This window comes from Streptomyces sp. NBC_00289 (genome assembly GCF_041435115.1).
Classification (GTDB): Bacteria; Actinomycetota; Actinomycetes; order Streptomycetales; family Streptomycetaceae; genus Streptomyces.
On record NZ_CP108046.1, the window covers coordinates 8,999,034 to 9,022,190 of the forward strand.

Annotated in this window: 21 protein-coding genes; 7 read left to right on the forward strand and 14 right to left on the reverse strand. The window is 72.2% G+C overall.

What is annotated here, in order from left to right; all coding sequences use genetic code 11:
* Positions 1-12 precede the first annotated feature (12 nt).
* On the reverse strand, positions 13-837 hold the full coding sequence (locus tag OG985_RS40755; protein ID WP_371673414.1) for a tyrosinase family protein: 825 nt from the start codon (positions 835-837) through the stop codon (positions 13-15).
* A gap of 107 nt (positions 838-944) precedes the next feature.
* A complete protein-coding gene (locus tag OG985_RS40760; RefSeq protein ID WP_371673415.1) occupies positions 945-1,346 on the reverse strand; it encodes a tyrosinase cofactor in 402 nt (133 codons plus the stop codon).
* A 339-nt stretch (positions 1,347-1,685) separates the two neighbouring features.
* Between OG985_RS40760 and OG985_RS40765 the strand changes: the two genes are divergently transcribed.
* From OG985_RS40765 to OG985_RS40780, 4 genes are all read left to right on the forward strand, one after another.
* Complete coding sequence (locus OG985_RS40765; protein WP_371673416.1) at positions 1,686-2,903, forward strand: FAD-dependent monooxygenase; 1,218 nt, start codon at positions 1,686-1,688, stop codon at positions 2,901-2,903.
* Between the two features lie 93 nt (positions 2,904-2,996).
* The gene (locus OG985_RS40770) at positions 2,997-4,478 is read left to right on the forward strand and encodes an MFS transporter (protein ID WP_371673417.1); all 1,482 of its coding nucleotides are present in this window, start codon (positions 2,997-2,999) and stop codon (positions 4,476-4,478) included.
* Positions 4,475-5,095, forward strand: a complete 621-nt coding sequence (locus OG985_RS40775; protein WP_371673418.1) for a TetR family transcriptional regulator — start codon at positions 4,475-4,477, stop codon at positions 5,093-5,095. Before OG985_RS40770 ends, OG985_RS40775 begins: the two co-directional genes overlap by 4 nt.
* A gap of 62 nt (positions 5,096-5,157) precedes the next feature.
* Entirely contained in the window at positions 5,158-6,141 is a 984-nt protein-coding gene (locus tag OG985_RS40780) for an aldo/keto reductase (RefSeq protein WP_371673419.1), read from the forward strand.
* A 15-nt stretch (positions 6,142-6,156) separates the two neighbouring features.
* Here OG985_RS40780 and OG985_RS40785 read toward each other — a convergent pair whose 3' ends face one another.
* Together OG985_RS40785 and OG985_RS40790 are read right to left on the reverse strand one after the other, a co-directional pair.
* A complete protein-coding gene (locus OG985_RS40785) occupies positions 6,157-6,504 on the reverse strand; it encodes a hypothetical protein (protein ID WP_371673420.1) in 348 nt (115 codons plus the stop codon).
* Between the two features lie 119 nt (positions 6,505-6,623).
* A complete protein-coding gene (locus tag OG985_RS40790; RefSeq protein ID WP_371673421.1) occupies positions 6,624-7,049 on the reverse strand; it encodes a hypothetical protein in 426 nt (141 codons plus the stop codon).
* A 190-nt stretch (positions 7,050-7,239) separates the two neighbouring features.
* Here OG985_RS40790 and OG985_RS40795 point away from each other — a divergent pair, with 190 nt between their 5' ends.
* The gene (locus OG985_RS40795) at positions 7,240-7,704 is read left to right on the forward strand and encodes a DUF6328 family protein (RefSeq protein ID WP_371674635.1); all 465 of its coding nucleotides are present in this window, start codon (positions 7,240-7,242) and stop codon (positions 7,702-7,704) included.
* A 116-nt stretch (positions 7,705-7,820) separates the two neighbouring features.
* Here the strand turns inward: OG985_RS40795 and OG985_RS40800 are convergent, their stop codons facing one another.
* From OG985_RS40800 to OG985_RS40810, 3 genes are all read right to left on the reverse strand, one after another.
* Positions 7,821-8,246 (reverse strand): SsgA family sporulation/cell division regulator, encoded by a 426-nt coding sequence (locus OG985_RS40800; RefSeq protein ID WP_371673422.1) that lies wholly within the window; start codon positions 8,244-8,246, stop codon positions 7,821-7,823.
* Between the two features lie 79 nt (positions 8,247-8,325).
* Positions 8,326-9,357 carry a hypothetical protein gene (locus OG985_RS40805; RefSeq protein WP_371673423.1) on the reverse strand — a complete coding sequence of 344 codons (1,032 nt, stop codon included), beginning with the start codon at positions 9,355-9,357 and terminating at the stop codon, positions 8,326-8,328.
* Positions 9,358-9,488: 131 nt separating this feature from the next.
* Entirely contained in the window at positions 9,489-10,460 is a 972-nt protein-coding gene (locus tag OG985_RS40810; RefSeq protein WP_371673424.1) for an LLM class F420-dependent oxidoreductase, read from the reverse strand.
* Between the two features lie 96 nt (positions 10,461-10,556).
* On the opposite strand from OG985_RS40810, the gene OG985_RS40815 reads away from it, so the two are divergent.
* Positions 10,557-12,002 (forward strand): serine hydrolase domain-containing protein, encoded by a 1,446-nt coding sequence (locus OG985_RS40815; RefSeq protein WP_371673425.1) that lies wholly within the window; start codon positions 10,557-10,559, stop codon positions 12,000-12,002.
* On the opposite strand, the gene OG985_RS40820 is transcribed toward OG985_RS40815, so the two are convergent.
* The 7 genes from OG985_RS40820 to OG985_RS40850 all read right to left on the reverse strand — a co-directional run bounded on the left by OG985_RS40820 (position 11,994) and on the right by OG985_RS40850 (position 20,900).
* Positions 11,994-13,631, reverse strand: coding sequence for a serine/threonine protein kinase (locus OG985_RS40820; RefSeq protein WP_371673426.1), 1,638 nt, complete (start codon positions 13,629-13,631; stop codon positions 11,994-11,996). The two genes, OG985_RS40815 and OG985_RS40820, sit on opposite strands and share 9 nt — an antisense overlap.
* A 331-nt stretch (positions 13,632-13,962) precedes the next feature.
* Entirely contained in the window at positions 13,963-14,922 is a 960-nt protein-coding gene (locus OG985_RS40825; protein WP_371673427.1) for a threonine/serine dehydratase, read from the reverse strand.
* A gap of 81 nt (positions 14,923-15,003) precedes the next feature.
* On the reverse strand, positions 15,004-16,041 hold the full coding sequence (locus OG985_RS40830) for a polyprenyl synthetase family protein (protein ID WP_371673428.1): 1,038 nt from the start codon (positions 16,039-16,041) through the stop codon (positions 15,004-15,006).
* Positions 16,038-17,084: a tetratricopeptide repeat protein gene (locus OG985_RS40835; RefSeq protein ID WP_371673429.1), complete on the reverse strand. Its 1,047-nt coding sequence runs from the start codon at positions 17,082-17,084 to the stop codon at positions 16,038-16,040. Before OG985_RS40835 ends, OG985_RS40830 begins: the two co-directional genes overlap by 4 nt.
* A 215-nt stretch (positions 17,085-17,299) precedes the next feature.
* Positions 17,300-17,977, reverse strand: a complete 678-nt coding sequence (locus OG985_RS40840) for an AIM24 family protein (protein WP_371673430.1) — start codon at positions 17,975-17,977, stop codon at positions 17,300-17,302.
* A 76-nt stretch (positions 17,978-18,053) separates the two neighbouring features.
* Positions 18,054-19,517, reverse strand: a complete 1,464-nt coding sequence (locus OG985_RS40845; protein ID WP_371673431.1) for a CAP domain-containing protein — start codon at positions 19,515-19,517, stop codon at positions 18,054-18,056.
* 114 nt (positions 19,518-19,631) lie between these two features.
* Entirely contained in the window at positions 19,632-20,900 is a 1,269-nt protein-coding gene (locus OG985_RS40850; protein WP_371673432.1) for a serine hydrolase domain-containing protein, read from the reverse strand.
* Between the two features lie 322 nt (positions 20,901-21,222).
* On the opposite strand from OG985_RS40850, the gene OG985_RS40855 reads away from it, so the two are divergent.
* A complete protein-coding gene (locus OG985_RS40855) occupies positions 21,223-23,028 on the forward strand; it encodes a M4 family metallopeptidase (protein WP_371673433.1) in 1,806 nt (601 codons plus the stop codon).
* The last annotated feature ends 129 nt before the right edge of the window (positions 23,029-23,157 follow it).

The window sequence follows — 23,157 nt, forward strand, 5'->3', positions numbered from 1 at the left end:
CCCGCCCGGCCGTCAGTCGGTGTCGAAGGTGTAGTGGGTGGTGTGGTCGAGCAGGTCGGACGGGCGGACGTCGTTCCACGGCTTCATCGTGTCGTCGAGATCCACCACGTCGGGTGTGCCGCCGACCGGGACGTAGCCGGTGCCGGGGTGACGCCGCTGCCACTGGGCCCAGAGCTTGTCGATGTACGCGTGGTGCAGCCAGAACACCGGGTCGTTGGGGGAGACGCCGGTGGCCATCTGCCCGCCGACCCAGACATGCACCCGGTTGTGCAGGTTGACTCCGCGCCAGCCCTCGAGATGGTTGCGGAAACCGTCCGACCCGCTGTTCCAGGGCGCCATGTCGTACGTCGGTATGGACAGGACCGACTCGACCTCGGAGCGGGTCGGCAACTCGCGCACGCCGCTGCCCAGCGAGCGCCGCAGATACGTACGGCCGTCCACCCGCACGGTGAGCGGCCACTCGCCGGCGGACGCGGCGAACGGCCCGTCCATCACCCGGCCGTCCAGGCTGCGCCCGCTCCCGCCGAGGAAGTCGGGCGCCCACAGCGAGGAGCGTGGCGAGCGGTCGGCGCTCCAGTCCCAGTACGGCAGGGCCACCGAGGCGTCCACCGACTGCAGGGCACGCTCGAAGTCGAGGAGGAATCTGCGGTGCCAGGGCAGGAAGGAGGGCGAACGGTGGCCGGTGCGCTCGCCGTTGTCGGTGTCGCCGACGATGAAGGCGTTGTGGGTGGTGACGAAGGCGTCGTAGCGGCCACTGCGCTTGAGCTGCAGGACGGCGCCGACGAAGCGCCGCTTCTCGTCGGCGGTCAGGCTCGCCTGGTTCTTGCGGACGGTCATGTGCGGAGTGCTCCCAAGGTGCGGGCGTGAATGGGCGGTTGGCGAAGGGCCGGTGGTGAAGGACCGGCCGGCGATCGGTCGGGCGGTGTCGGGTGCGACGGCTCGGATCAGCCGGCGGAGAACGGGAGGAGCGCGGCGCCCTGCAGTTCGTCGACCGCGGCGCGGGCGGCGGCGCGGGGCGTGGGCACCGGGTCGTAGTGGCTGACGACGCTGATCCAGCTGCCGTCGGCGTTGCGCATCATGTGCAGCTCCACCCCGTCGACGAACACGGCGTAGCCGCCCCCGTGATGGTGACCGCCGCCGGCGGCGGCGCGGCCCTGTATGCGGCGGCCCCGGTACACCTCGTCGAAGACATCGGGGGAGCCGTGCTCGTGAGCGGCGGAGGCGGCGGACGCGGTGGAGGCGGCGGAGGTGGCGGACGCGGCGCGGGCGGTGGCCGCCGGGATGCCGGCCGTGGCGGCGAGGGCGGCCGTCGCGGTGAGTGCGCGGCGCCTGCTGAGTTCGGACATGTGGATCTCCGGAGTTCGTTCGGTTGACGACTCCGTATGCCTATCCGACCGGTCGAGAGCGGGAGGAATCGCCCGCGAGTGGTTGGCTGCGATCACGACAATTACCCAGATGTCGTGCAGAGTTGAACGAAGTTGATCTTGCTGTGCGGGGGACCCGTGTGCCCCGGAGGAGGGAATTTCTCCCGCCGAAGGCGGCGTTTCCGATGATCTTTCGCGAGCGGACGCCCTGCGAGTGGCCTGCCTCACGCGGTGAAAGTGGCGCGAATGCGAAGGACCGGCCACTCCCGTTCCGCCTGCTACTCTGCGCTGTCAATTGACCGCACTGGGTAACTTCTAGGGGTGTGCGTGAAGGTCGCCTGCGTCGGCGGCGGGCCCGCCGGCCTGTATCTCTCGATCCTGCTGAAACGGCAGGACCCGTCCCATGACATCACCGTCTACGAGCGTGACCCGGAGGGCTCGACCTACGGGTGGGGCGTGACCTACTGGCGCGGACTGCTCGACAAACTGCACGAGCACGACCCCGAGTCGGCCGCCGCCCTCGACGAGCACTCGGTCCGCTGGAACGAGGGCGTCGCCCGGGTCGGGGACGTGGAGACGCGGCACGGCGGCGACGAGGGCTTCGGCATCGGCCGGCACCGCCTGCTGGAGATTCTGGCCGGCCGGGCACGCTCGCTCGGCGTACGGCTCGAGTTCGAGCACGAGATCACGGACCGGAACCTGCCCGAGGCCGACCTGGTCGTCGCGGGCGACGGCGTTCACAGCACGCTGCGCACCCGCCACGCGGACCACTTCGGTACGGAGGTCCGGGCCGGCCGCAACCAGTACATCTGGCTCGGCACCAGCAAGGTCTTCAACTCCTTCACCTTCGCCTTCGTGGAAACCGACCACGGCTGGATCTGGTGCTACGGCTACGGCTTCAGCGCCGAACGCAGCACCTGCGTCGTCGAGTGCGCCCCCGAGACCTGGACCGGGCTCGGGCTCGACGTCGCGAACGAGGCCGACGGACTGGCCCTGCTGGAGAAGCTCTTCACCGACGTGCTGGACGGCCACCCCCTCATCGGCCGGTCCTCCGGCGACGGCAGCGCGCAGTGGCTGAACTTCCGCACCCTCACCAACCGCACCTGGCATCGCGGCAACCTTGTGCTGATGGGCGACGCCGCCCACACCACGCACTACTCGATCGGCGCCGGCACCACCCTCGCCCTGGAGGACGCCGTCGCCCTGGCCGGTGCGCTGAGCCGACCCGTGGAGCTTGCCCAGGCCCTCACCGCGTACGAGCAGGAACGCAGGTCGGCCCTGCTGTCCATCCAGAGCGCGGCCCGCTACAGCGCCCAGTGGTACGAGAGCCTGCCCCGCTACATCCATCTGCCGCCGGAGCAGATGTTCGCCCTGCTCGGTCAGCGGCACTCGCCCCTGCTCCCGCACGTCCCGCCGCGGCTCTACTACCGGATCGACCGGGCCGCGGGGCAGTTGGAGGTGCTGCGCCGGTTCAAGCGCTGGCTGGGGCCGAGGGTCGCCCGGACCGTGCACGCCCGGGCACTCGCCTCCCGCAAGTAGCGCGGTCGTTTCCGCCGCGTATTGGGTGAATGGCGATTCACCGATAAGGTGAATCGCCATTCACCCGATTTTTTTCTCTGCGCCGGAGTGTCGATGGACCAGCCAGCCGCGATACCCGTCCTGACCGGTGCGAGCCCGCGCAAGCGGCTCACCGTGCCGGTCCTGGCCTTCGGCGGCATCCTCATGGCCGTCAACCAGACCGTCGTGGTGCCGCTGCTCCCGGACCTGCCGAGGCTCACCGGCGCCTCTGCCGGCGCCGTCTCGTGGACGGTCACGGCGACGCTGCTGTCCGGGGCCGTCCTGACCCCGGTCCTCGGGCGGGCCGGTGACATGTACGGCAAACGCCGGGTGCTGCTCGCGGCGCTCGCGCTGATGGTCGTCGGCTCGGTGATGTGCGCCCTGTCCTCCGACATCCGCGTGCTCATCGCGGCCCGCGCGCTCTCGGGCGCCGCCTCCGCCGTGGTACCGCTGTCCATCAGCATCCTGCGGGACGAACTCCCGCCGGAGCGCCGGGGCAGCGCGGTGGCGCTGATGAGCTCGACGGTCGGCATCGGCGCCGCGCTGGGGCTGCCGCTGGCGGCGTTGATCGTGCAGTACGCCGACTGGCACACCATGTTCTGGGTGACCGCCGGACTCGGCGCCCTGGGTGTGACGTCGGTGTGGTGGGCGGTGCGGGAGTCCCCCGTGCGCGAGCCGGGCCGCTTCGACGTGCCGGGCGCCCTCGGCCTGGCGGCCGGCCTGGTGTGCCTGCTGCTCGGTGTGTCCCAGGGCGGGCTGTGGGGGTGGACCAGTCCGAGGGTCCTCGCCCTGTTCCTCGGCTGCGTGGTGACGCTGGGCCTGTGGTGGTGGCACCAGTTGCGGACCGAACGCCCGCTGGTGGATCTACGGCTGGTCTCGCGTCCCAGCGTCGGACTGTCCCATGTCGCCGCGCTGCTGACCGGGTTCGCCTTCTACGCCAACTCGCTGGTCACGGCGCAGCTGGTGCAGGCGCCCGAGGCCACCGGATACGGGCTCGGGCTGTCGATCGTCGCCACCGGCCTGGTGCTGCTGCCGGGTGGCCTGATCATGCTCCTGTTCTCGCCGGTCTCGGCCCGTATGTCGGCCTCCCGCGGTCCCCGCGTCACCCTGGCCACCGGGGCGCTGGTCATCGGACTCGGCTACGTGGTGCGCATCGTGGACAGCCGCGACCTCTGGATGATCATCCTGGGGGCCGCGGTCGTGGGCACCGGCACCACCCTGGCGTACTCGGCGCTGCCCACCCTGATCCTGCACGCCGTCCCGGCCGGGCAGACCGCCTCCGCCAACGGTGTCAACGTCCTGATGCGCACGATCGGCCAGGCCACCTCGAGCGCGGTCGTCGCCGCGGTACTGGTCCACCACACCAGCCTGCTCGGCGACACACTCGTGCCCACCCTCCACGGCTACCTGCTGGCCTTCGGCATCGCCGGCGCGGTCGCCCTGCTGGCGTCCGCCACGGCACTGACGATCCCCGGCGACCGCCCCTCGCCCGGCGGCACCCGGCGGGCCGGTGGCCGCACCCGGGGTGCCCGGGACGAGGCGTTGGAGGGAGCATGAGTGCCGTGAGCTCCCGACCCACCGCGCCCGCGACCGCAACCTCCTCCGAGTCCGCCGGGGCGTCCGCGTCCGCACGCCGGGACGCCGAGGCGACCAAGGCGGCCATCCAGAAGGCGGCCCGCTACTTCCTGGCCCGGCACGCCCACACCGACGTCACGCTCAAGGCGATCGCCGAACGCGCCGGGGTGAGCCCGCCGCTGATCCTGAAGTACTTCGGCAACAAGGACGCCCTCCTCGCCCGCGTCATGTCCTTCGACACGGACGCGGACGCCCTGCTGGAGGCGCCCCTCGGCGAACTCGGCCGGCACATGGTCCGGCACGTGCTGGTCAGCCAGCGCGAGCGCGGCGCCGACCCGCTGCTGCGGATCGCCTTCGCCCCGCTGCACGGCGAGCATGGCGACATCCTGCGGGTCAACTTCCGCGCCCAGGTGGTCGACCGCCTCGCCCGGCGCCTCACCGGTCCCGACGCGGGTCTGCGGGCCGAACTCGCCGTCGCGATGCTGGTCGGCCTGGGCGTGATGTACGGGGTGGCACGCGGCGTGCATGTGCGCGAGGGTGCGATCGACGACATGGTGGACCGGTACGCGCCCGGCGTGCAGGCACACCTGACGCCCTGAGCTGCGGTCCTCGCGCCGTCCCTCGGTCCGCGCCCGGCGGAGCCGGATGACAGACTGACGCCATGGACGAGCGCACTTTCGGTAGGTCCCAGCAGCACGCATCCGTCGTCGGCCTCGGCACCTGGCAGCTGGGGGCCGACTGGGGAGACGTCGACGACAAGGAAGCCCTGTCGGTGCTGGAGGCGGCGGCCGAGTCGGGGGTGACCTTCTTCGACACGGCCGACGTGTACGGCGACGGGCGCAGCGAGCAGACCATCGCCGCGTTCCTGAGCGGCCGGCCCGACCTGCATGTGCTGGTCGCCTCGAAGATGGGCCGCCGGGTCGACCAGATCCCGGAGAACTACGTACTGGACAACTTCCGCGCCTGGAACGACCGGTCCCGGCGCAACCTCGGCGTCGACCGCATCGACCTGGTGCAGTTGCACTGCCCGCCGACGCCCGTGTACGCCACGGACGAGGTGTTCGACGCCCTCGACACCCTGGTCGAGGAGGAGCGCATCGCCGCCTACGGCGTCAGTGTCGAGACCTCCGCCCAGGCACTGACCGCGATCGCCCGGCCGAACGTGGCGAGCGTGCAGATCATCCTCAACCCGTTCCGCATGAAGCCGCTGCGGGAGGTGCTGCCCGCCGCCCGGGAGGCCGGCGTCGGGATCATCGCCCGGGTGCCGCTGGCCTCGGGCCTGCTGTCGGGCAAGTACACCAAGGACACGGTGTTCGCCGCGAACGACCACCGCACGTACAACCGGCACGGCGAGTCCTTCGACCAGGGCGAGACCTTCTCCGGCGTCGACTTCGCGACGGGCGTCGAGGCGGCCGCCGAGTTCGCGGCGCTCGCCCCCGAGGGGTACACCCCCGCCCAGCTCGCGCTGCGCTGGGTGGTCCAGCAGCCCGGCGTCACCACCGTGATTCCGGGGGCCCGCTCACCGGAGCAGGCCCGCGCCAACGCGGCGGCCGCCAAGCTGCCGGAGCTGTCGCAGGACACGCTCGACGCGATCCGTGACCTCTACGACCGGCGGATCAAGGAGCAGGTGGAGAACCGCTGGTAGTCCCGCGCCGCTCGCTCACGGCTCCAGGAGCAGTTCGCGTTCCTGCTCCTGGTCGCCGGAGGCGGCTCCCTGGTCCCGCGTCGTGAAGGTGCGGGAGAGGGTGGCGCTCGCCTTCTCGACGGCCTCCGGCGTGCCCTGCACGGTGACGGTCACCGGCGCGGACAGCCGAGCCGCGTCTGCCGAGGCGCCGTCGGAGGGCCGGTCGGCGGCCTCGTGTTCGAACGTGGCCGTGTGGACCGTGGCGCCGTCGTCGCCGGGCCGCTCGTCCGCGGCTCCGAAGGTGGGCTCCAAGGCCTGGACGACCGCGCGTGCGTCGGCGGCGCTGCCGCCGCTGAGGGTGACTGTGAGCTCGGTGCCGGACATGGTCAACGGGACTCCTCCGTGATCGGCGACGGGCCCGGCACCCCGCGGTCGGGGCGCCGGGCCCGTGGGACATGGCCTTCGTGTAACCGTCCGGTGATCGCTGAAACGGCGGCAGGTCCTCAGAACCGTCCGCCCGTGAGCCGGGTGACGGGTCCGTGCGTGTGCCGCTCGGTACGGCGGCCCACCGCGAAGGACGCGGCGCTCAGCACGGTCAGACCCGCTCCGACGCCGGCGGCGACGAGCTTGCGGTGCGCCAGCACCGTCCAGGCCGTCTTCGCGCCGGCCGCCACCTGGCCCGAGGCCGAGACGATCGCCTGGCGACCGACCTCGACGCCCTTGACGGCGCTGGTCGCCGCCCTGCTCGCCGCATCGGCGGTGCGCTCCGCGCCCGCCTTCGCGGTCGACACGGCGTCATCCGTCTTGTTCGCGACCGTCCGTGCCGCCCGCGAGGCCGGAGCCGTCGCCTTGTCAGCCGTCCGCTCCGCCTTGGCCGCCACCCGGGAGGTCGTCGCCTTCTCGTTCGTTTCCTTCTCCGTTTCCTTCATGGGAACCGCATTGCCGTTCGACCCGACGGCAAACACGTTCTGACACCCGGGCCGGTACGCGGAGACGAGCGGGCAAAGGACGCGCAAAACTGGGCACACGGGTGGCAGAGAAGCACGGGAACTGATCACCGCGGGAGGAACCTTGTCAGCCGGTGCGGGCGGTACGGGTGGTACGGGCGCAGAGAACAACATGGGGCGCGACGAGACCGAGGAGGAGAGAGCCGACCGGAAGTGGGTCGAGCTCATCCAGGAGATCAGGGTCGCCCAGACCGGTGTGCAGATCCTGTTCGGCTTCCTGCTCACCGTCGTCTTCACACCGCGGTACACGCAGCTGACGCAGACGGACAAGAACATCTACATCGTGACGGTCGTGCTCGGAGCCTGCACCACCGGCGCCCTCATCGGACCGGTCTCCCTGCACCGCCTGGTGTCGGGGCGGCGCGTCAAACCGCAGGCGGTCGAGTGGGCGTCCCGGATGACCTTCGTCGGCCTGGTGCTGCTGCTCGCCACCATGACCTCCTCGCTCCTGCTGATCCTCCGTGTGGCGACCCACGACGGATACGTGCCCTATCTGGTCACCGGGGTGGTCGTCTGGTACCTGGTGTGCTGGTTCGTGGTGCCGCTGTGGACGCGGCGCCGGCACACGACGAAGTGAGTGACGCGGCGGGGCGTCGCGACTGTCGGCCCTACGTAGGGCCGACAGTCGCGACGCCCCGCGCACACGTCGACGGCGGGCGGCTCCAGGAGCGTCGGCGCCCGGCGTGCCCCTCGTCAGCCCCCGGCGATGACCGTCGCGAGGAAGTCGTCCACCCGGACCTCCTCCTGGCCCGGGGCGACGATCCTGTGGGTCTGCCGCAGGAACGCGGCGATGCCCGGCGCCCAGGCGAACACCACGGCGTGGTGGCGCTCCCCGTCGGCCCGGGCGTCACCGAAGAACTCCATCCGCAGCTCCTCCCACGTGCCGGTGGACACCGGACGCATCCGCACGTCGCCCACGCCGACCGGCCGGAGCAGCCCGTCCCCGAGCATCTCCCGGTCCAGCCGCCACTGCGCGAGGACCCGGCCGTCGTGGCTGAACACCACGGTGACGGCGAACGGGTCGTCGGCGTCGTAGCTCAGGTGGGCGAGCACCGGAAAACGGTCCGTGGCGCCTGCCTGGAGCTGCACCACCAGGGATTTGTGCGCGAAGGAGTTCACGAGGGGGCCTCCGAGGGGGACGGACGTGGAGCACGTTCGGACGTAGAGACCTCTAGTACCCCCTCCACGCACAAGATGCTCAGCCCTCCGGGTGATTCTCCCGCGCCCCGCGCAGTGCCGTGATGCAGGTGGAGATCGCCTGCTGGAGATCCTCCAGGCGCTGGACCATGTCGTCCTCGTAGAAGTCCTCGGCGTCGTCGAAGGTCAGCTCCTCGAAGACCTTCGTCGCCTTCTGCAGGCTGCTGTAGAACTTCGTCCGCCGTTCCTGGACCCGCAGGTCGGGGTCGGCCTCCACCACGTCGGCGACGAGGGACTTCATGGTGTCGTAGGCCTCACCGGCCCACGGCCCGCAGTCCTCGCCGTCGTCGAGCTCGTCGAGCAGCGACAGGTGGCGTTCGGCCTCCTCGCGGAGGTCGGTGGGGGCGTCGATGGTCTGCCCCGCCGGAGTTCTGACCTGACCGGACTCGGCGATCTGGCGGACGTATCCGATCCGGTCGGCCGCCCTGCTCTCGGTGGCGACGGCCTTCTTCAGGTCGTCGGTGCGTACGACGTCCCGGGCCAGTTCGGCCTGCAGCTCCGGGTCCTCCCGGACGCGGTCAAGGAGCGCCTGGCGGGCCGCCCGGGCGGTGGAGGGGTCGGCGAGGATGGCGGCACGCAGCGCGGTGGGGTTCTCGGCGACCTCCAGCGCCTTCGTCGGCCGGATGCCCTCGGCCTCCGCGGCCTCGGCGATGGCGGTGCCGCGCTCGGAGCCGGCGCTGGAGCGGGAGACGTAGTAGCCCAGCCACACGTCGGCGTCCGGCAGTTCCACCTCCTGGCCCGGCGCCAGCGCCTCGAAGTGCGGGACCATGCCGTCGTCGGCGGCCCGGTCCCAGGCCTTGTAGTAGCGCATGACGCGCTCGGCGGAGCACCCGGCGAGCTCGGCGAACTCCTTCGCGGACACCTTCGGCGTCTCGTCCGCGCCCTGCCCGCCGGGCCGGACGCTGCGGGCCACCATGAGGCCGAAGGCCCATCCTCCGGTCCGCGCGTAGGTGCCGAACTCGCGCGCGTCCCGCGCCACGAGGTCGGACAGGGGCGCGGGGGACGTCTCGGACGGGGAGATCGCTAGGGTCACGGGTGACTCTCCTGGGCAGGACCGGGCTCGGACAGCACATGTGCGGGGACCGCACACGTACCGACCGGCAGCCTATTGCGCCCTTCGGTGAGACCCTGACGGCGCGACGGCCGCAGCGGTCGCGCGTCCGTTCAGTCGAGCGCGTCGTGCAGGGCCGGCAGCAGCGTCTTGGCCGCCCACTCCAGGTACGCCGACTGCGACTCGCCGCCGATCTGCACCAGGGCGATCTCCGTGAAGCCGGCCTCGGCGTACGGGCGTACGGCCTCCACGAAGTCCTCCGGGTCGTCGCCGCACGGGATCGAGTCGGCGACGTCATCGGGGGTGACGAACTGCGTCGCCGACTCGAACGCGTCCGGGTGCGGCAGTTCGGAGTTCACCTTCCAGCCGTTGCCGAACCAGCGGAACTGGGAGTGCGCGCGCTTCACCGCCGTGTCCCGGTCGGGGTCGTAGCAGACCGGCAGCTGCCCCACGCGCGGCTTGCCCTCGCCGCCGTTGCGGTCGAAGGCCTCCAGCAGTCCGGACTTGGGCTCGGTGGCGATGACCAGGTCCGCCAGTCGGCCCGCGAGAGCGCAGGACTGCTCCCCGGAGACGGCGATGCCGATCGGCGGCGGCTGGTCCGGCAGGTCCCACAGCCGGGCCGACTCCACGTCGAAGTGCTTCCCGCGGTGGTTGACGTGACCGCCCTCGAACAGCCCCCGGATGATCTCCACCGCCTCTTCCAGCCTCTCGTGCCGCACGTCGGCGGACGGCCAGCCGCCGCCCACCACATGCTCGTTGAGGTTCTCGCCCGCGCCCAGGCCAAGGCGGAAGCGTCCCTCGGAGAGCAGCTGCATCGTCGCCGCCTTCTGCGCCACCACTGCTGGGTGGTAGCGGAAGCTGGGACAGGTGACGTACGTCATCAGCGGAATGCGCGAGGTCGCCTGGGCGGCCGCCCCCAGCACACTCCACGCGTACGGCGAGTGGCCCTGGGAGCGCAGCCACGGGAAGTAGTGGTCCGAGGTCACCGAGAAGTCGTAGCCTGCCTCCTCCGCGCGCACCACGTGGTCGACGAGGTCACGGGGGCCGGCCTGCTCGGTCATCATCGTGTATCCGAATTGCACCATAACCGGCGAGTCCCCGGTCGCCGGGGACGAAAACCGGTCTCCGGCGTCCCGATGCCCCCTCGATCACCGTCCGGGCGGCGGGAGAGGATGTGCCGTATGAGTGTCCACCCGCTGCCCTCCAGCACTCCCGCCGCCCAGGGCGTCGACGCGTCCGGTGTCCACGCCTTCCTCGACGCTCTCGAAGCCGACCCGGCCATCGAGCCGCACAGCCTGATGGTCCTGCGGCACGGTCACCTCGTGGCGTCCGGCTGGTGGGCGCCGTACAGCGCCGAGCGCCCGCACCACCTGTACTCGCTCAGCAAGAGTTTCACGGCCACGGCCGCCGGACTCGCCGCCGCGGAGGGGCTGATCCGCTTCGACGACCCGGTCATCTCCTACTTCCCGGAGTTCGAGGCCGACGTCACCGACCCGCGCAGCCGCGCCGTGCTCGTGCGGCACGTGGCGTCGATGTCCAGCGGCCACCTCGCCGAGACCCTCGACCGGGCGCGCGAGACCGACCGGGAGGAACTGGTCCGCGGGTTCCTCCTGGTGCCGCCGGATCGTGATCCGGGCACCGTCTTCGCCTACAACCAGCCCACGACGTACACGCTCGCCGCGATCGTCCAGCGCGTCACCGGCCAGTCGTTGACCGACTACCTGCGGCCGCGGCTGCTGGACCCGCTCGGCATCGGCGAGGTGGCGTGGCAGCGCGACCGGCGCGGCCGTGAACTGGGCTTCAGCGGGCTGCACGCCGCAACCGACGCGATCGCCCGGCTGGGTCAGCTGTATCTGCGGGACGGGGTGTGGGACGGCGAACGGCTGCTGCCCGAGGGATGGGTGGCCGAGGCCACGCGGATGCACGTCGCGAACGCCGACGGCGGGACGGGCGGTGCGCCGTCCGACTGGCAGCAGGGGTACGGCTTCCAGTTCTGGATGTCCCGGCACGGCTTCCGGGGCGACGGCGCGTACGGCCAGTTCTGCCTCGTGCTGCCCGAACAGGACGCGGTGATCGCGCTGACCGCGGCGACCGAGGAGATGCAGGAGGTCCTCAACCTGGTGTGGGAGCACCTGCTGCCCGCCTTCGGACCGGGCCCGCTCGCCGCACCGCGGCCGGAGGACGCTGCTTTGGGCGAGCGGCTGGCCCGGCTCGCGCTGCCGCCGGCCCCGGGCAAACCCGCGCCACCGGAGCGGACCGAGGAGTGGTCCGGCGCCGCGTTCACGCCGTACGGCGGTGTCTGCGCGGAACGGCCCGGCCTGACGGCGGTCGACGTCACGCCACTGGCGGACGGCTGGCGGCTGACGCTCACCGAGGGCGGCCACCGCCTGGACCTGCGGCTCGGCGGCGACGGCTGGAGCGTCGGCGACGAGCCGGTGCCCACCGCGCTGAGCGGGGGATGGACCGATCCCGACACCCTCGTCGCCGAGGTGGTGTTCCTCGAGACGCCCCACCGTCTCGTGGTGACGTGTTCGCTCGCGGACCGGACCTTCACGGCGCGGTGGCGGACGGTACCGCTGGACACCCGCCCGCTTCGCGCGATGGGTGCGCCCCGGGGCTCAGTCTGACGACTCCCGGAACGTCCGCAGGAAGGCGTCGAGCGCCGCGCGGTTGGCGCCGTCCTCCCAGTCCGCGGCCGGGGTCGTCCAGCGCAGCGAGAAGCTGCGGCCGCCGCCGAGGAGGAAGCCCCGGCCGAAGGTACGCACGCGGGTGCCGTCGAAGTCGCTGAGCCACTCCATGTCGGCGGCCTTGTAGCCCTGGTAGGTCGTCGATCGGATCCCGCCGATCCGGCGGTAGCCGTCCTCCTGCTTCAGCTCCGGCTCGACGTCGTCCCGCCAGACGACGACCGGGTCCGGGCCCGCCTGTTCGCTGTAGGTGACGGCGAGTGTGCGCGGGTCGTCGGCCCCGCCGAAGACCACGCGGTACGCGCCGTCCGCCGCCCGGGTCGTGTTCAGCCGCTCCCATCCGGCGGGAAGGGCCACGGAGAAGCCCTCGGGCGCGTCGTACCGGCGGAAGCCGGCCGGCAGGGCGGAAGCGGTGGCGGCCGGCGAGGAGGCGGGGGCAGAGGGGGAGCGGGTGGCCGGGGTCGAGGGGGCGGCGACGGAGGCGGAGGCGGTCGGTGTCGTCGCCGCGGACGGGTCGGTCGTCCGGCCCTCGGTGCGCTCACCGGACCCGGTCGCGGACGGGCGCGGTGCGGTGTCGGAGGCGGAGGTCTCGGTTCCGGGCAACTGCCGGGTCACGGCGAGGACGGCGACGGCGACGGTCACCACCGCGAGGGCGGTTCCGGCGACCATCGCGCGCCGGTTCCAGCCCGGGCCGAAGGCGTGGATGCCGCCGCGCAGGCGGGGGTACCGCATGGTCTGCAGGGCCGTGTCGGGGTCCTCGTTGAGCACCCGGACGAGGGCCTCGCGGACCACCGGACGAGTCAGCCGCTCCCGGGAGTCCTTGCGCAGCAGCCCCTGCACGACCTGGGTGAGCGGCCCGGCGCGCACCGGCGTACGCAGCGGAAGCCGGTCCACCCCGCGCAGCGTGGCCTCGGGCCGGTCGCGGTCCCGGAAGGGCGGTCGGCCCTCGACCATCGTGTAGAGGATCGCGCCCAGCGCCCACAGGTCGGCGGCCGGCCCGATCCGTTCGTCACGCGCCTGTTCGGGGGAGGCGTACGACGGTGCGGTGACCCGCGGGACGAGCGTCGCCCCCGCCAGCCCGAAGCCGCTGACCACGACGGGGCCGCGCTCGCGCACATGGACCTGGCCCGGGCTCAGCTCGCCGTGGGTGATGCCCTCACCGTGTCCCGCCTCCAGTACGTCCAGCAGCTCAAGACCGATACGTGCTGCCCGCACGTAGTTGAAGGTGCCCTGCTGGGCCAGGAGTTCACCGAGCGGGACGCCGTCGACGCACTCGCCGACCGTCCACAGGCTGCCGGCCTCCACCACGACGTCGACGACCTCGGCGACCCGGCCGGGGCACAGCAGCCCCATGGCCTCCGAGGTGCGGATGACGCGTGCCGTGGCCCGGCGCGAGGTCTCCCCGTCCGGGTCCGGTGGGAGACCGATCTGCGTGAGGAGAAGGGGCCGCCCGGTTCCGACGTCCTGGCCGGACCAGCAGACGCGGTTCGTTTCACGGTGCAGGACCTCCCCGAGCCGGTACCTTCCGGCAACCAACTCGTGTGTGGAGACGTGCGCCTTGACCATGGTCATCCCTCGCTGAACCGCTGGCTCTCACCTTTCCCATAGGTACGACGCGCGTCACGGGGTGCGTTCAATGAATCCCCAACTACTACGGGCTTCTTTGCTTTTGGCGGCCCCTGCGAGCATGCGTGCGAAAGAAAGGAGCCAACGGGCGGCCGCGGCACCGTCGTTCGAGCTCACGACGGTGTCCCCTGGGCGCCGCAATTCCCGCGCGCATACCGGTGACAGCCGATTTCCTGCCCCGACCTGGTGGTAACCACCGGTAAACAGGAAGCGGCGGCCGGGAAAACCGGCGGGCGGAAATCAAGTGGCCCTGGCGGGAATTGGGCACCCCGGGACGTCAGCGCAGACCGAACCGCTCCGACCACGCGATGACATCACCGGTCGTCGCGTTGCCTCCGCACACGACGAGTCCGAGCCGCACCCCCTCGCCGACCCGGTCCACGACCTGCCGGGCGGCGGGCAGCAGACAGCCCGCGGCCGGCTCGGTCCACACCTTGGCGTGCTCGGCGAGGTCCAGAGTGCCTCGCACGGCCTCCCGGTCCGGGACCACCAGCACGTCGGTGACCAGTGCGGACACATGGTCGTAGGTGAGCTGCGAGACGGCCGGGGCACTCAGGGTGGTCACGATCGACGACAGCTCGACCGGCACCGGACCGCCCCTGGTCAGGGCCTCGGACATGGCCTGGGCGCCCTCGGTCTCCACACCCCAGATCCGCACGTCCGGCCGCCGGGCCCGCAGCGCGACCGCGACACCGGCGATCAGCCCGCCGCCCCCGATGCTGACCAGGACGTCGGTGAGGTCCCCGGCGTCCTCGGCGAACTCCAGCCCGACGGTGCCCTGTCCGGCCACCACCACGGGGTCGTCGAACGGGTGGACCAGGGTCAGGCCCTCGTCCCGCAGGCGGTTCACCAACGCGAACGCGCTCGGCATGCCGTCGGTCAGGTGCACCGACGCGCCGGCGTCCTGGGCGAGCTCGATGGACCGGGCGGGCGCCGAACGCGGCATGACCACCGTGGCCTTCACGTCCAGAGCGGCCGCCATCACCGCCAGCGCGATCCCGTGGTTGCCGCCACTGACCGCCACCACACCGGCGGCCCGCTCCGCCTCGCCGAGCGACAGCAGTTTGGCGGTCGCGCCACGCGCCTTGAACGAACCGGTGCGTTGCAGCAATTCGAGTTTCGCGGTCACCGGGACGCCGAGCAGCGTGGACAGACCGGGGCTCGGCACGGTCGGCGTGCGCACCACATGTCCGGCGATTTTCTCCGCCGCGGCTTCGACGTCCGACATCTCGATCACAACAGTCACCCTTTCGCAGCGGGCGGGGTCCCCGCCGCTTCGCACCCTGACGCGGGAGGCGGCGCAGGTCAAGGAGGCCTCCTACAGGTCGCGCCGCACCAGGAATTCCAGTATCGCCCGCAGCTCGTCGGCGGCCGGCGCCGCCAGCGGCACCCCGGCGAGTGCCGCCTCACCGGCCCCGACGTGGTGACGTGCCTCGGCCGTCGCCGCCGACCGGCCACCCGCCTCCGACACCAGCGCGGCCGCCTCGGCGGGATCCCCGGCGCGCTCCAGGAGCGCGGCGAGCCGGCCGGCCGCGGGGGTCGGGGAGCCGAGTGCGGCCAGGACCGGGTACGTCTTCTTGCCCTCGCGCAGATCGGCGTGCACGGGCTTGCCGGTGACGGCGGGGTCGCCCCAGATGCCCAGCATGTCGTCGACGATCTGGAAGGCGATCCCGAGGTGCCGGCCGGCGCGGTCCAGGGCGGCCACCGTGGCGGGCGGCGCCCCGCCGAGCAGGGCGCCCAGCGCGGCCGCGCAGCCCAGCAGCGCGCCCGTCTTGTGCTCGGCCATCTCGCGATACTCCGCGAGCCGCACCCGCCCCGGACCCGTCCAGTCACGCGAGGCGAACAGCAGGTCGTCCGCCTGTCCGCGCACCAGGTCGCCCAGCGCCGCGGACAGCAGGCGCACGGCTTCGCCGCCCGCTCCCGTCTCGGCCAGCGTCTCGACGGCGAGCGCGAACAGGCCGTCGCCGGCGAGGACCGCCGGGCCGGTTCCGTACGCCTTCCAGACGGTGGGGCGGCGGCGCCGGGCCGGATCGCCGTCCATGATGTCGTCGTGCAGCAGGGAGAAGGTGTGCACGAGTTCCACGGCGACCGCCGCCGGCACTCCTGCCCGTCCGGGCGCGCCCGCCGCCTCGGCCCCGAGCAGGGCGAGCGCCTGCCGTACGCCCTTGCCTCCGGACGCGGTGACGGGAGCGCCGCCCACCTCGCACCAGCCGAACGAGTACGCCGCCATCTCGCCCACCCACGGATGCAGCCGTCCGACCGCCTCCCGCAGGGCGGGTCCCACCACCGTGCGGCAGCGGTCCAGGACCTGGGGAGTGCCGAGCGGGGCGTGGGCCACCGAGGGGAACGTCGTCACCGTACGACCTCCGCGTCCGCGTCGATGCCGAACTCGCGTTGCGCCCGGGCCACCATCGCCCGCGCGTGCCGTAGTCCGATCCGCTCCAACACGGTTGCCAGGTCAGCCAGTTCGGTCGCCGTCTCGGACCGGTCGCGGCCCAGCCGCGCCAGGGACTTGGCCAGTCCGAGCCGGGCCAGGGCCTCCCCGCGCGGCTCGCTCATGGCGCGGAATCCGGTGAGCGCCGTCTCGTACCAGTCGCGGGCCTCGGTGTAACGGCCGGAGCGGTAGAGGACGTTGCCGCGCATCTTGTGGTTGTACGCGAGCGCGCTGGACAGGCGCATCTCGCGGCAGGTGGCCTCCGCCTCGGACAGCAGGGCGAGCGCCCGCGGGGTGTCCCCGTCGCGCACCGAGACCACGTCGGCGAGTCCGCGCAGGGCCCAGGCGTGGCCGCGCCGGTCGTCTGCCCGCTCGGCTATCTGGGCGGCCTCCTCGAACAGGTCGTACGCGGAGTCGTACGCACCGGTGTTGCGGTGCATCTGCGCGATACCCTCCAGCGCCCACACCGTGTGCCGGGCCTCGCCGCGCCGGCGGGCCTCCGCGAGGAGTTGTTCGTGCAGCCTGCCGACGGCTTCGTAGTCGCCCTGGATACGGCCGGTCTCCGCCAGCCCGGCGAGCGAGTAGCCGCGGACGACGACGTCCCCGCCGTGTTCACCGAGTTCCGCCGCGAGCCGCAACAGGCGCCGGGCCAGCGGGAAGGCCCCGCGCTGTCGGGCCAGCGTGCCGCCGCTCCACAACGCCCAGGCCATCGCCGCGCTGTCCCCGGCCTCGCGGGCGGAGCGGTAACTCGCCTTCCAGGCGCGCTCCGCGTCCCCCACCTGGCCCAGCCGGCGGTGCGCCTCCGCGACCGCGAGCCCGGAGCGTGCCGCCTCGCCGTGCTGCCCCGCCCGCTCGGCCGCCCGCAACTGTTCGCTGCCGGCGGCCAGTACGTCGGTCAGCGAGGAGTTGACGGACAGCGCGGTGAGGGCGCCCTGGTACTCCGGGGCGAATGCCTTGCCGTACATGAATCCCTTTCGGTCCCGTACACCCTCATGTATACGCTCTGTGTATACATGATGTGTATAGTGCGTCGAAAACAGACCCCGGCCCCGAAGGGCCGGGGCGTCCCCTGTTGCCGATCAAGACGTCGGCTGAGCCGGGCGGGTTGCCCGTGAGGCGCAGATCACTCCGTGGGACCGGGACCGGGACCGGGACCGAGAGCGGGTGCCCGCGCGGGAGTTCAGTGCTGCTGTGCCTTCTGCGGCGTCGCCTCGCTCGGCCGGACGACCACGTATCCGCTGCCCTGGAGCATCAGCTGCACCGCCTCGCCGGAACCGCCGCGCAGCATCGACCCGATGGACTGCGAGCGGTGCAGCGAGGTGTCGAGGCCGGCGCTCCAGCCCACCACGGCATCCGTGTCGACGTACACCGGGTACTGCGGCGCGACCGGGATGACCAGCGGGTTTCCCTCGCACACCAGGCCGAGCCCGCCCTGCCCGGTGAACACGCTGTTGAACAGACCGCCACCGGCGATGCCGGCCCCCTTCACGGTCGCTATCCGGTACGACAACGAGGCGTCGAAGCACAGGACGTTGCGGCCGTTGACCGTGAACTCGTCGCCGGGATCGACCTCGACGACGAAACAGTTCTGCGCCTCGTGCGCGAACCAGGCCTCGCCCTGTCCGCGCACCGTCATCAGCGGCAGCCCCTCACCGGTCATCGCGCGCTTGAGCATCCCGCCCACGCCCTGGCCCTTGCGCTCGAACTGGAGGTTGCCGCGATAGGCGATCATCGCGCCCTGGCGGGCCAGCATCTCGCCGTGCACCGTGTACCTGATGCACTTGGCGTTCTCGACCCTCATGCCCGGCTCCGTGGCCGGCTGCACCATGTGCTCGCTGGAAAACAGGTCACCCTTCATGCGGGCATCCTTTCCCGGAGGGATTCGTTCCGCCAAGATCGCGTGCCGGATCGGCTCTCACCTCGGGCCGGGCGGGTCAGGCGCCGAACAACTGGGTCCAGTAGGTGCCCGCGTTGCCGCCGCCCGCGAAGCCGACGCCGATGTGGGTGAAGTCGGGCTTGAGGATGTTGGCGCGGTGGCCGGGGCTGTTCATCCACCCCTCGACGACCTCGGCGGGGGAGCGCTGGCCGCAGGCGATGTTCTCGCCGATGGTGCGACGGGTGCAGCCCGCGGCGGCGGCCCGGTCCCAGGGCTCGGCACCGTCGGGCGAGGTGTGCGAGTAGAAGGCGCGGGCCACCATGTCCATGCTGTGCGCCCGCGCGGCGACGGCCAGCCGGGGATCGACCGTGAGCGGTGGCAGTCCGGCGCCGGCGCGCTCCCGGTTGGTGAGGCCGACCACGTCCGCCTCGGTCCGCGCCAATCCGCCGGGGGTGAGCGGTCCGGCCCACAGTGCGGTCCAGTACGTGTCGCCGGAGCGGCCGTCGGTCACGGACGCCACACCGGCGTGGATGAAGGCCGGGTCGTGCAGGGTGCGCCGGGGCTGCTTGGTGCGCAGGCAGTACGCCACGAACTCGGTGGGCGTGCGCGGCCCGGAGACCAGGTGTTCGCCGATCGTGAGGTAGGCGTATCCGGCGGCGGTCACCCGCTGGTGCACCGAGACGCCGTCGGGTCCCTCGGCCGAGAGTCGTCCTGCCGCGGCCATCGCCGAGGCGTGGTCCCGGGCCGCGGCGCCCAGACGCGCGTCGAGCGTGACCGGCGGCGAACCGGCCGCGGCCCGGGCGGAGTTGACCGGACCGAGGAAGGCGTCCGGGGCGACGGAGCCGGGGGAGCCGCCCGGGCTGGGGGAGCGGACCGGGCCGGGGGAGCTGCCCGGGCCGGCCGAGCCGACTGGGCCGGCCGAGCCGACTGGGCCGGCCGAGCCGACCGGGCCGACCGGGCCGGGGGAGCCAACCGTCCCCGCGGAGCCGGCCGGACGGAGGGAGGCGTTCGGGGCGCCCGCGGGCGCGGCCGACGGGCTCGTGTCGTCGGTGACGTCCACCCCGAAGTCGCGGGCGAGGCCGGCCAGTCCGTCGGCGTACCCCTGCCCCAGTGCCCGCAGCTTCCAGCCGTCGCCGCGCCGGTAGATCTCCGCGAGCAGCAGCACCGTCTCCTGCCGGGGGCGCGGCGGGGCGAACCGGGCCAGCGGACGGCCACCCGCTCCGCTCACGTGCAGCGTGGGCGCGGGTAGCCGGTCCAGGGGAGTGCCGGGCTCGGCGGGGCTGACCACCACGGTGACCCGGGCGGCCCCGGCGCGCAGCGCCTGCGGATCGACGGTCAGTGTGTCGCCCCGCAGACGGGCGCCGGGAGCCGCCGGCTGGTTGTAGAACACGAAGTCGCCGTCGCCCCGGACCCTGCCGCTCTCGTCCGTGATGAGTGCGGACACGTCGAACGGGCCGGGCACCCGGACGGTCACGGCGCCGTCCGGCAGGGGCAGGTTGCCCCCGGGGACCAACTCGCTCATGGCGCCGCCCTGGTGTCGTGGCTCGGGACCCGCTGCGGGTGCCCGAACAACGTCCACCAGGGCGTGGTGGTTCCCCGCCCCCGTCCGGCCGCGGGCGCGGGGCTCTCGCGCCGTTCAGTCGCCGGAGGTGCCGGCGACGACGTCCTCGGGCCGCTCGGCCGGCCCGGTGCCGGTGCCCGTGCCGCTACCGGCCCCGCTCCTCGCCCCGCTCCGCGCCGCCGTGGGCTTGCCGCAGAACGCGGACTCCAGGGTGCGCAGCATCGTGTTGTGCACCGGGCCGTTGTTGGAGGTGTTGGCGACCGCGGCGAGGCTGCGCCGGCCGTCCTTCGAGGTGAACGCGTACGAGTAGTAGCCCTGGACGGCGCCTGTGTGGCCGTACACGGAGACACCGCACGACAGGTCGCGCCGCCGAAGACCGAGCCCGTACGCCTGGTTGGTGCCCGCCGGCAGCCAGCGCCGCATCTGGGCGAGCTGCGTGGCCGAGGTCAGCCGGCCGCCGAGCAGCGCGGAGAGGAAGGTGTCGAGGTCGCGCGTGCTGGAGATGACCGCGCCCGCGCTCTGGGCCCACGACACCGTCTGCTCGGTGGCGTCGACCAGTGCCGCACCCGACCGGTCCGGTGTGAGGTAGCCGTTCGTGTGGCGGCCCGGGATCTTCGTGTTCGGGTGTACGTAGAAGGTGTCTTTGAGCTGCAGGGGCTTGATGACCCGGTTCGTGTACTCGGTGGCGACGGAGTGACCGGTCAGCTTCTCGATGAGCAGCCCGGCGACCACGAAGTTGGTGTTGGAGTAGGAGTAGGCCGCGCCGGGCGGGCCGGTCCGCGCGTGCCGCAGCGAGCGGTTCACCAGTTGCCGGTAGGTGAAGACCTTGGTGCGGACCGCCTCGAAGCCGGAGACCGAACTGGCGAACATGTCGTTCGTGTAGTCGTAGAGGCCGCTGCGATGGCCCAGCACGTGCCGCACCGTGATCCGGTCGTCCGGCAGCAGACCCGGCAGGTAGTGGTTGACCGACGTGTCGAGCTTCAGCTTCCGCTCGTCGACCAGTTGGAGCAGCACCACGGCCGACATGGTCTTGGTGATGCTGCCGATGCGGAAGCGGTCGGCGTTGTCGAGGGCGCGTCGGGTCCTGAGATCGGCGACGCCCACGGTCACCCGATCGACCGTGCCGCGGTCCTCGATCCGCGCCATCGCCCCGGGCGCGCCCTGGCCGAGCGCGGTCCGCAGGGTGCCGCGCAGGCCCGTGAGGTCAGGCTGCGGCAGCGCGGCCGCCGAGGCCAGGACCGTGGGGGTGCCGGCCGTGTGCGGCGAGGCCTGCGCGGGAGCCGCGAGGAGGGACAGCGCGAGCGCCCCTGCCACGGCCCCGCCGCGCACCGTTGCTGATGCCATCCGGGTCTTCTCCTGTCTCTGGGCGTCCACGTCCGCACATCCGTGATGCGAGATGCGTCACATCCGTGCCGGGCAACCTTCTCGCACCCCGTCACATCTCCACAGTCGACGCACAGTTGGTCACTTGTTGATCACCGAATGGCGGAGATTTGCAAAGTATTGCCCTGGATGGTCGGCAAAAGACTATTAAGGCTTTACATGTACATGACTCGTCCGTAAGGGTTCCGTTCCGGGGGCCCGACCAGCCTCCGTGGCGCCTGACCGCGCCACGCCCCGGGGTGGCCGGCGTTCCCGACCGCCTCTGAACGAAGGACCCTCATCAGTGCGTAGAGCCCACATACGCGGCCTGGCGGTCGCCGTCGCCGTGACGACGGCCGCCACGGGCCTTGCGGGCACGGCCTTCGCGGACCCGGCCACGGGGGCGGACCAGGCCTCGGCCTCCGCCGGTGCCGCCGACGGATCCGCCGCGTCCGTCGTCGAGGCGGCCCGCGCCGCCGCCTTCGCCCACGCTTCCGCGACCGGTGTCACCCAGGGCGACGAACTGCGCGCCCAGGACGTGATGATCGACCCGGAGGGCACACGGCACGTCCGGTTCGTCCGGACCCACCAGGGCATGCCCGTCCTCGGCGGCGACCTCGTCGTCCACCTCACCCGGCAGTCGGCGTACGCGGGTGTCACCCGGGCGGCCGACCACTCCGTCGCGCCCGCCGCGGCCGCGGCCAAGCTGACGGCCCGCCAGGCGGAGACCAAGGCGGCGACCGTCGCCAAGGGGGACGCGGGCACCGCCGAACTCGTCGTCGACGCCCGTGACGGCGCCTCCGCCCTCGCCTACCAGGTCCGGGTCAGCGACAGCGCGACCACCGAGGCCGGCGGTTCCCGGACCGTCGTCATCGACGCCCTCACCGGCAAGGTGCGCAGCAACGCGCCCGACAACGACGAGTTCCTCTCGCCCCAGCTCCTCGAAACCCTGCGCGAGCGCGGCGAGACGCTCGACCCCGCCACCGGCCTCGCCCAGCAGTCCGACGGACTCGCCGCGTACTCCTCGGCGGCCGCCGTGCACTACCCGGTCAAGGCCACGGGCACCGGAAACTCCCTGTTCGCCGGCAAGGTCTCGCTGAGCACCACCCAGACCGCGCGCAGGAGCTTCCTCCTCAAGGACACCACCCGCTGGGGCACCGAGACGCGTGACGCCAAGGGGCAGTACCTGGAGGACTTCGGGCGGGGCAAGAAGTTCACCAACACCACCAACAAGTGGGGCAACGGCGCTGTCTCCAGCCGCGTCAGCGCCGCCGCCGACGCGCAGTACGGGGTGGCCAAGACCCTGGACTTCTACAAGAAGACGTTCGGGCGCAAGGGCATCAAGAACAACAGCAAGGGCGCCCGCGCCATGGTCCACTTCGGCACGGAGGTGGCCAACGCGTTCTGGGACTCCTACTGCGGCTGCATGCTGTACGGCGACGGCGACGGCGACATGTTCAAGAAGCCGCTGGTCGTCCTCGACGTCACCGGCCACGAACTCACCCACGGAGTCGTGGACGCCACCGCCAAGCTGGAGCCCACCCGCGTCGACGCGAACGGCAACCAGTACGGCGAGGCCGGCTCCCTGAACGAGTCGCTGGCCGACATCTTCGGCTCCAACGTCGAGTTCAGCGCCAACAACCCGAAGAACCCGCCGAACTACCTCGTGGGCGAGAAGCTCGGGCTCGACCAGAAGTTCCTGCGCCGTCTCGACCACCCCTCGCTCGACGTGCTCGAAGGCACGATCGACTACTGGGACCCGTCGACGTACGACGCCGAGGTGCACGCCGGTTCCGGTGTCTCCTCGCACGCCTACTACCTCCTCGCCGAAGGCAGTGGCCGGAAGAGGATCGGCAGTGTCACCTACGACTCGCCGACCTACGACGGTCTGCCGGTGACGGGGATCGGGCGCGCCAAGGCCACGAAGATCTACTACCGGGCCCTGACCCGGTACATGGTCTCCTCGACCGACTTCCACGACGCGCGGGTGGCGACGCTGAAGGCGGCGAAGGCCCTCTACGGGACGAACAGCCCGGAGTACAAGGCGGTGAACCGGTCCTGGGCCGCCGTCAACGTGACCTCCGCCAACAGGCCGGCCGCACAGCGCTGACCTCGTACCGGCAGAAGTGAGCCGGGTGTCCCGCCCAGTGGCGGGGCGCCCGGCTTCTCGCACTCACACCCCCTGCTCGGCCACCTCGTCGGACACGGTGAACACGGCATCGCAGGACGGGCATCGCCG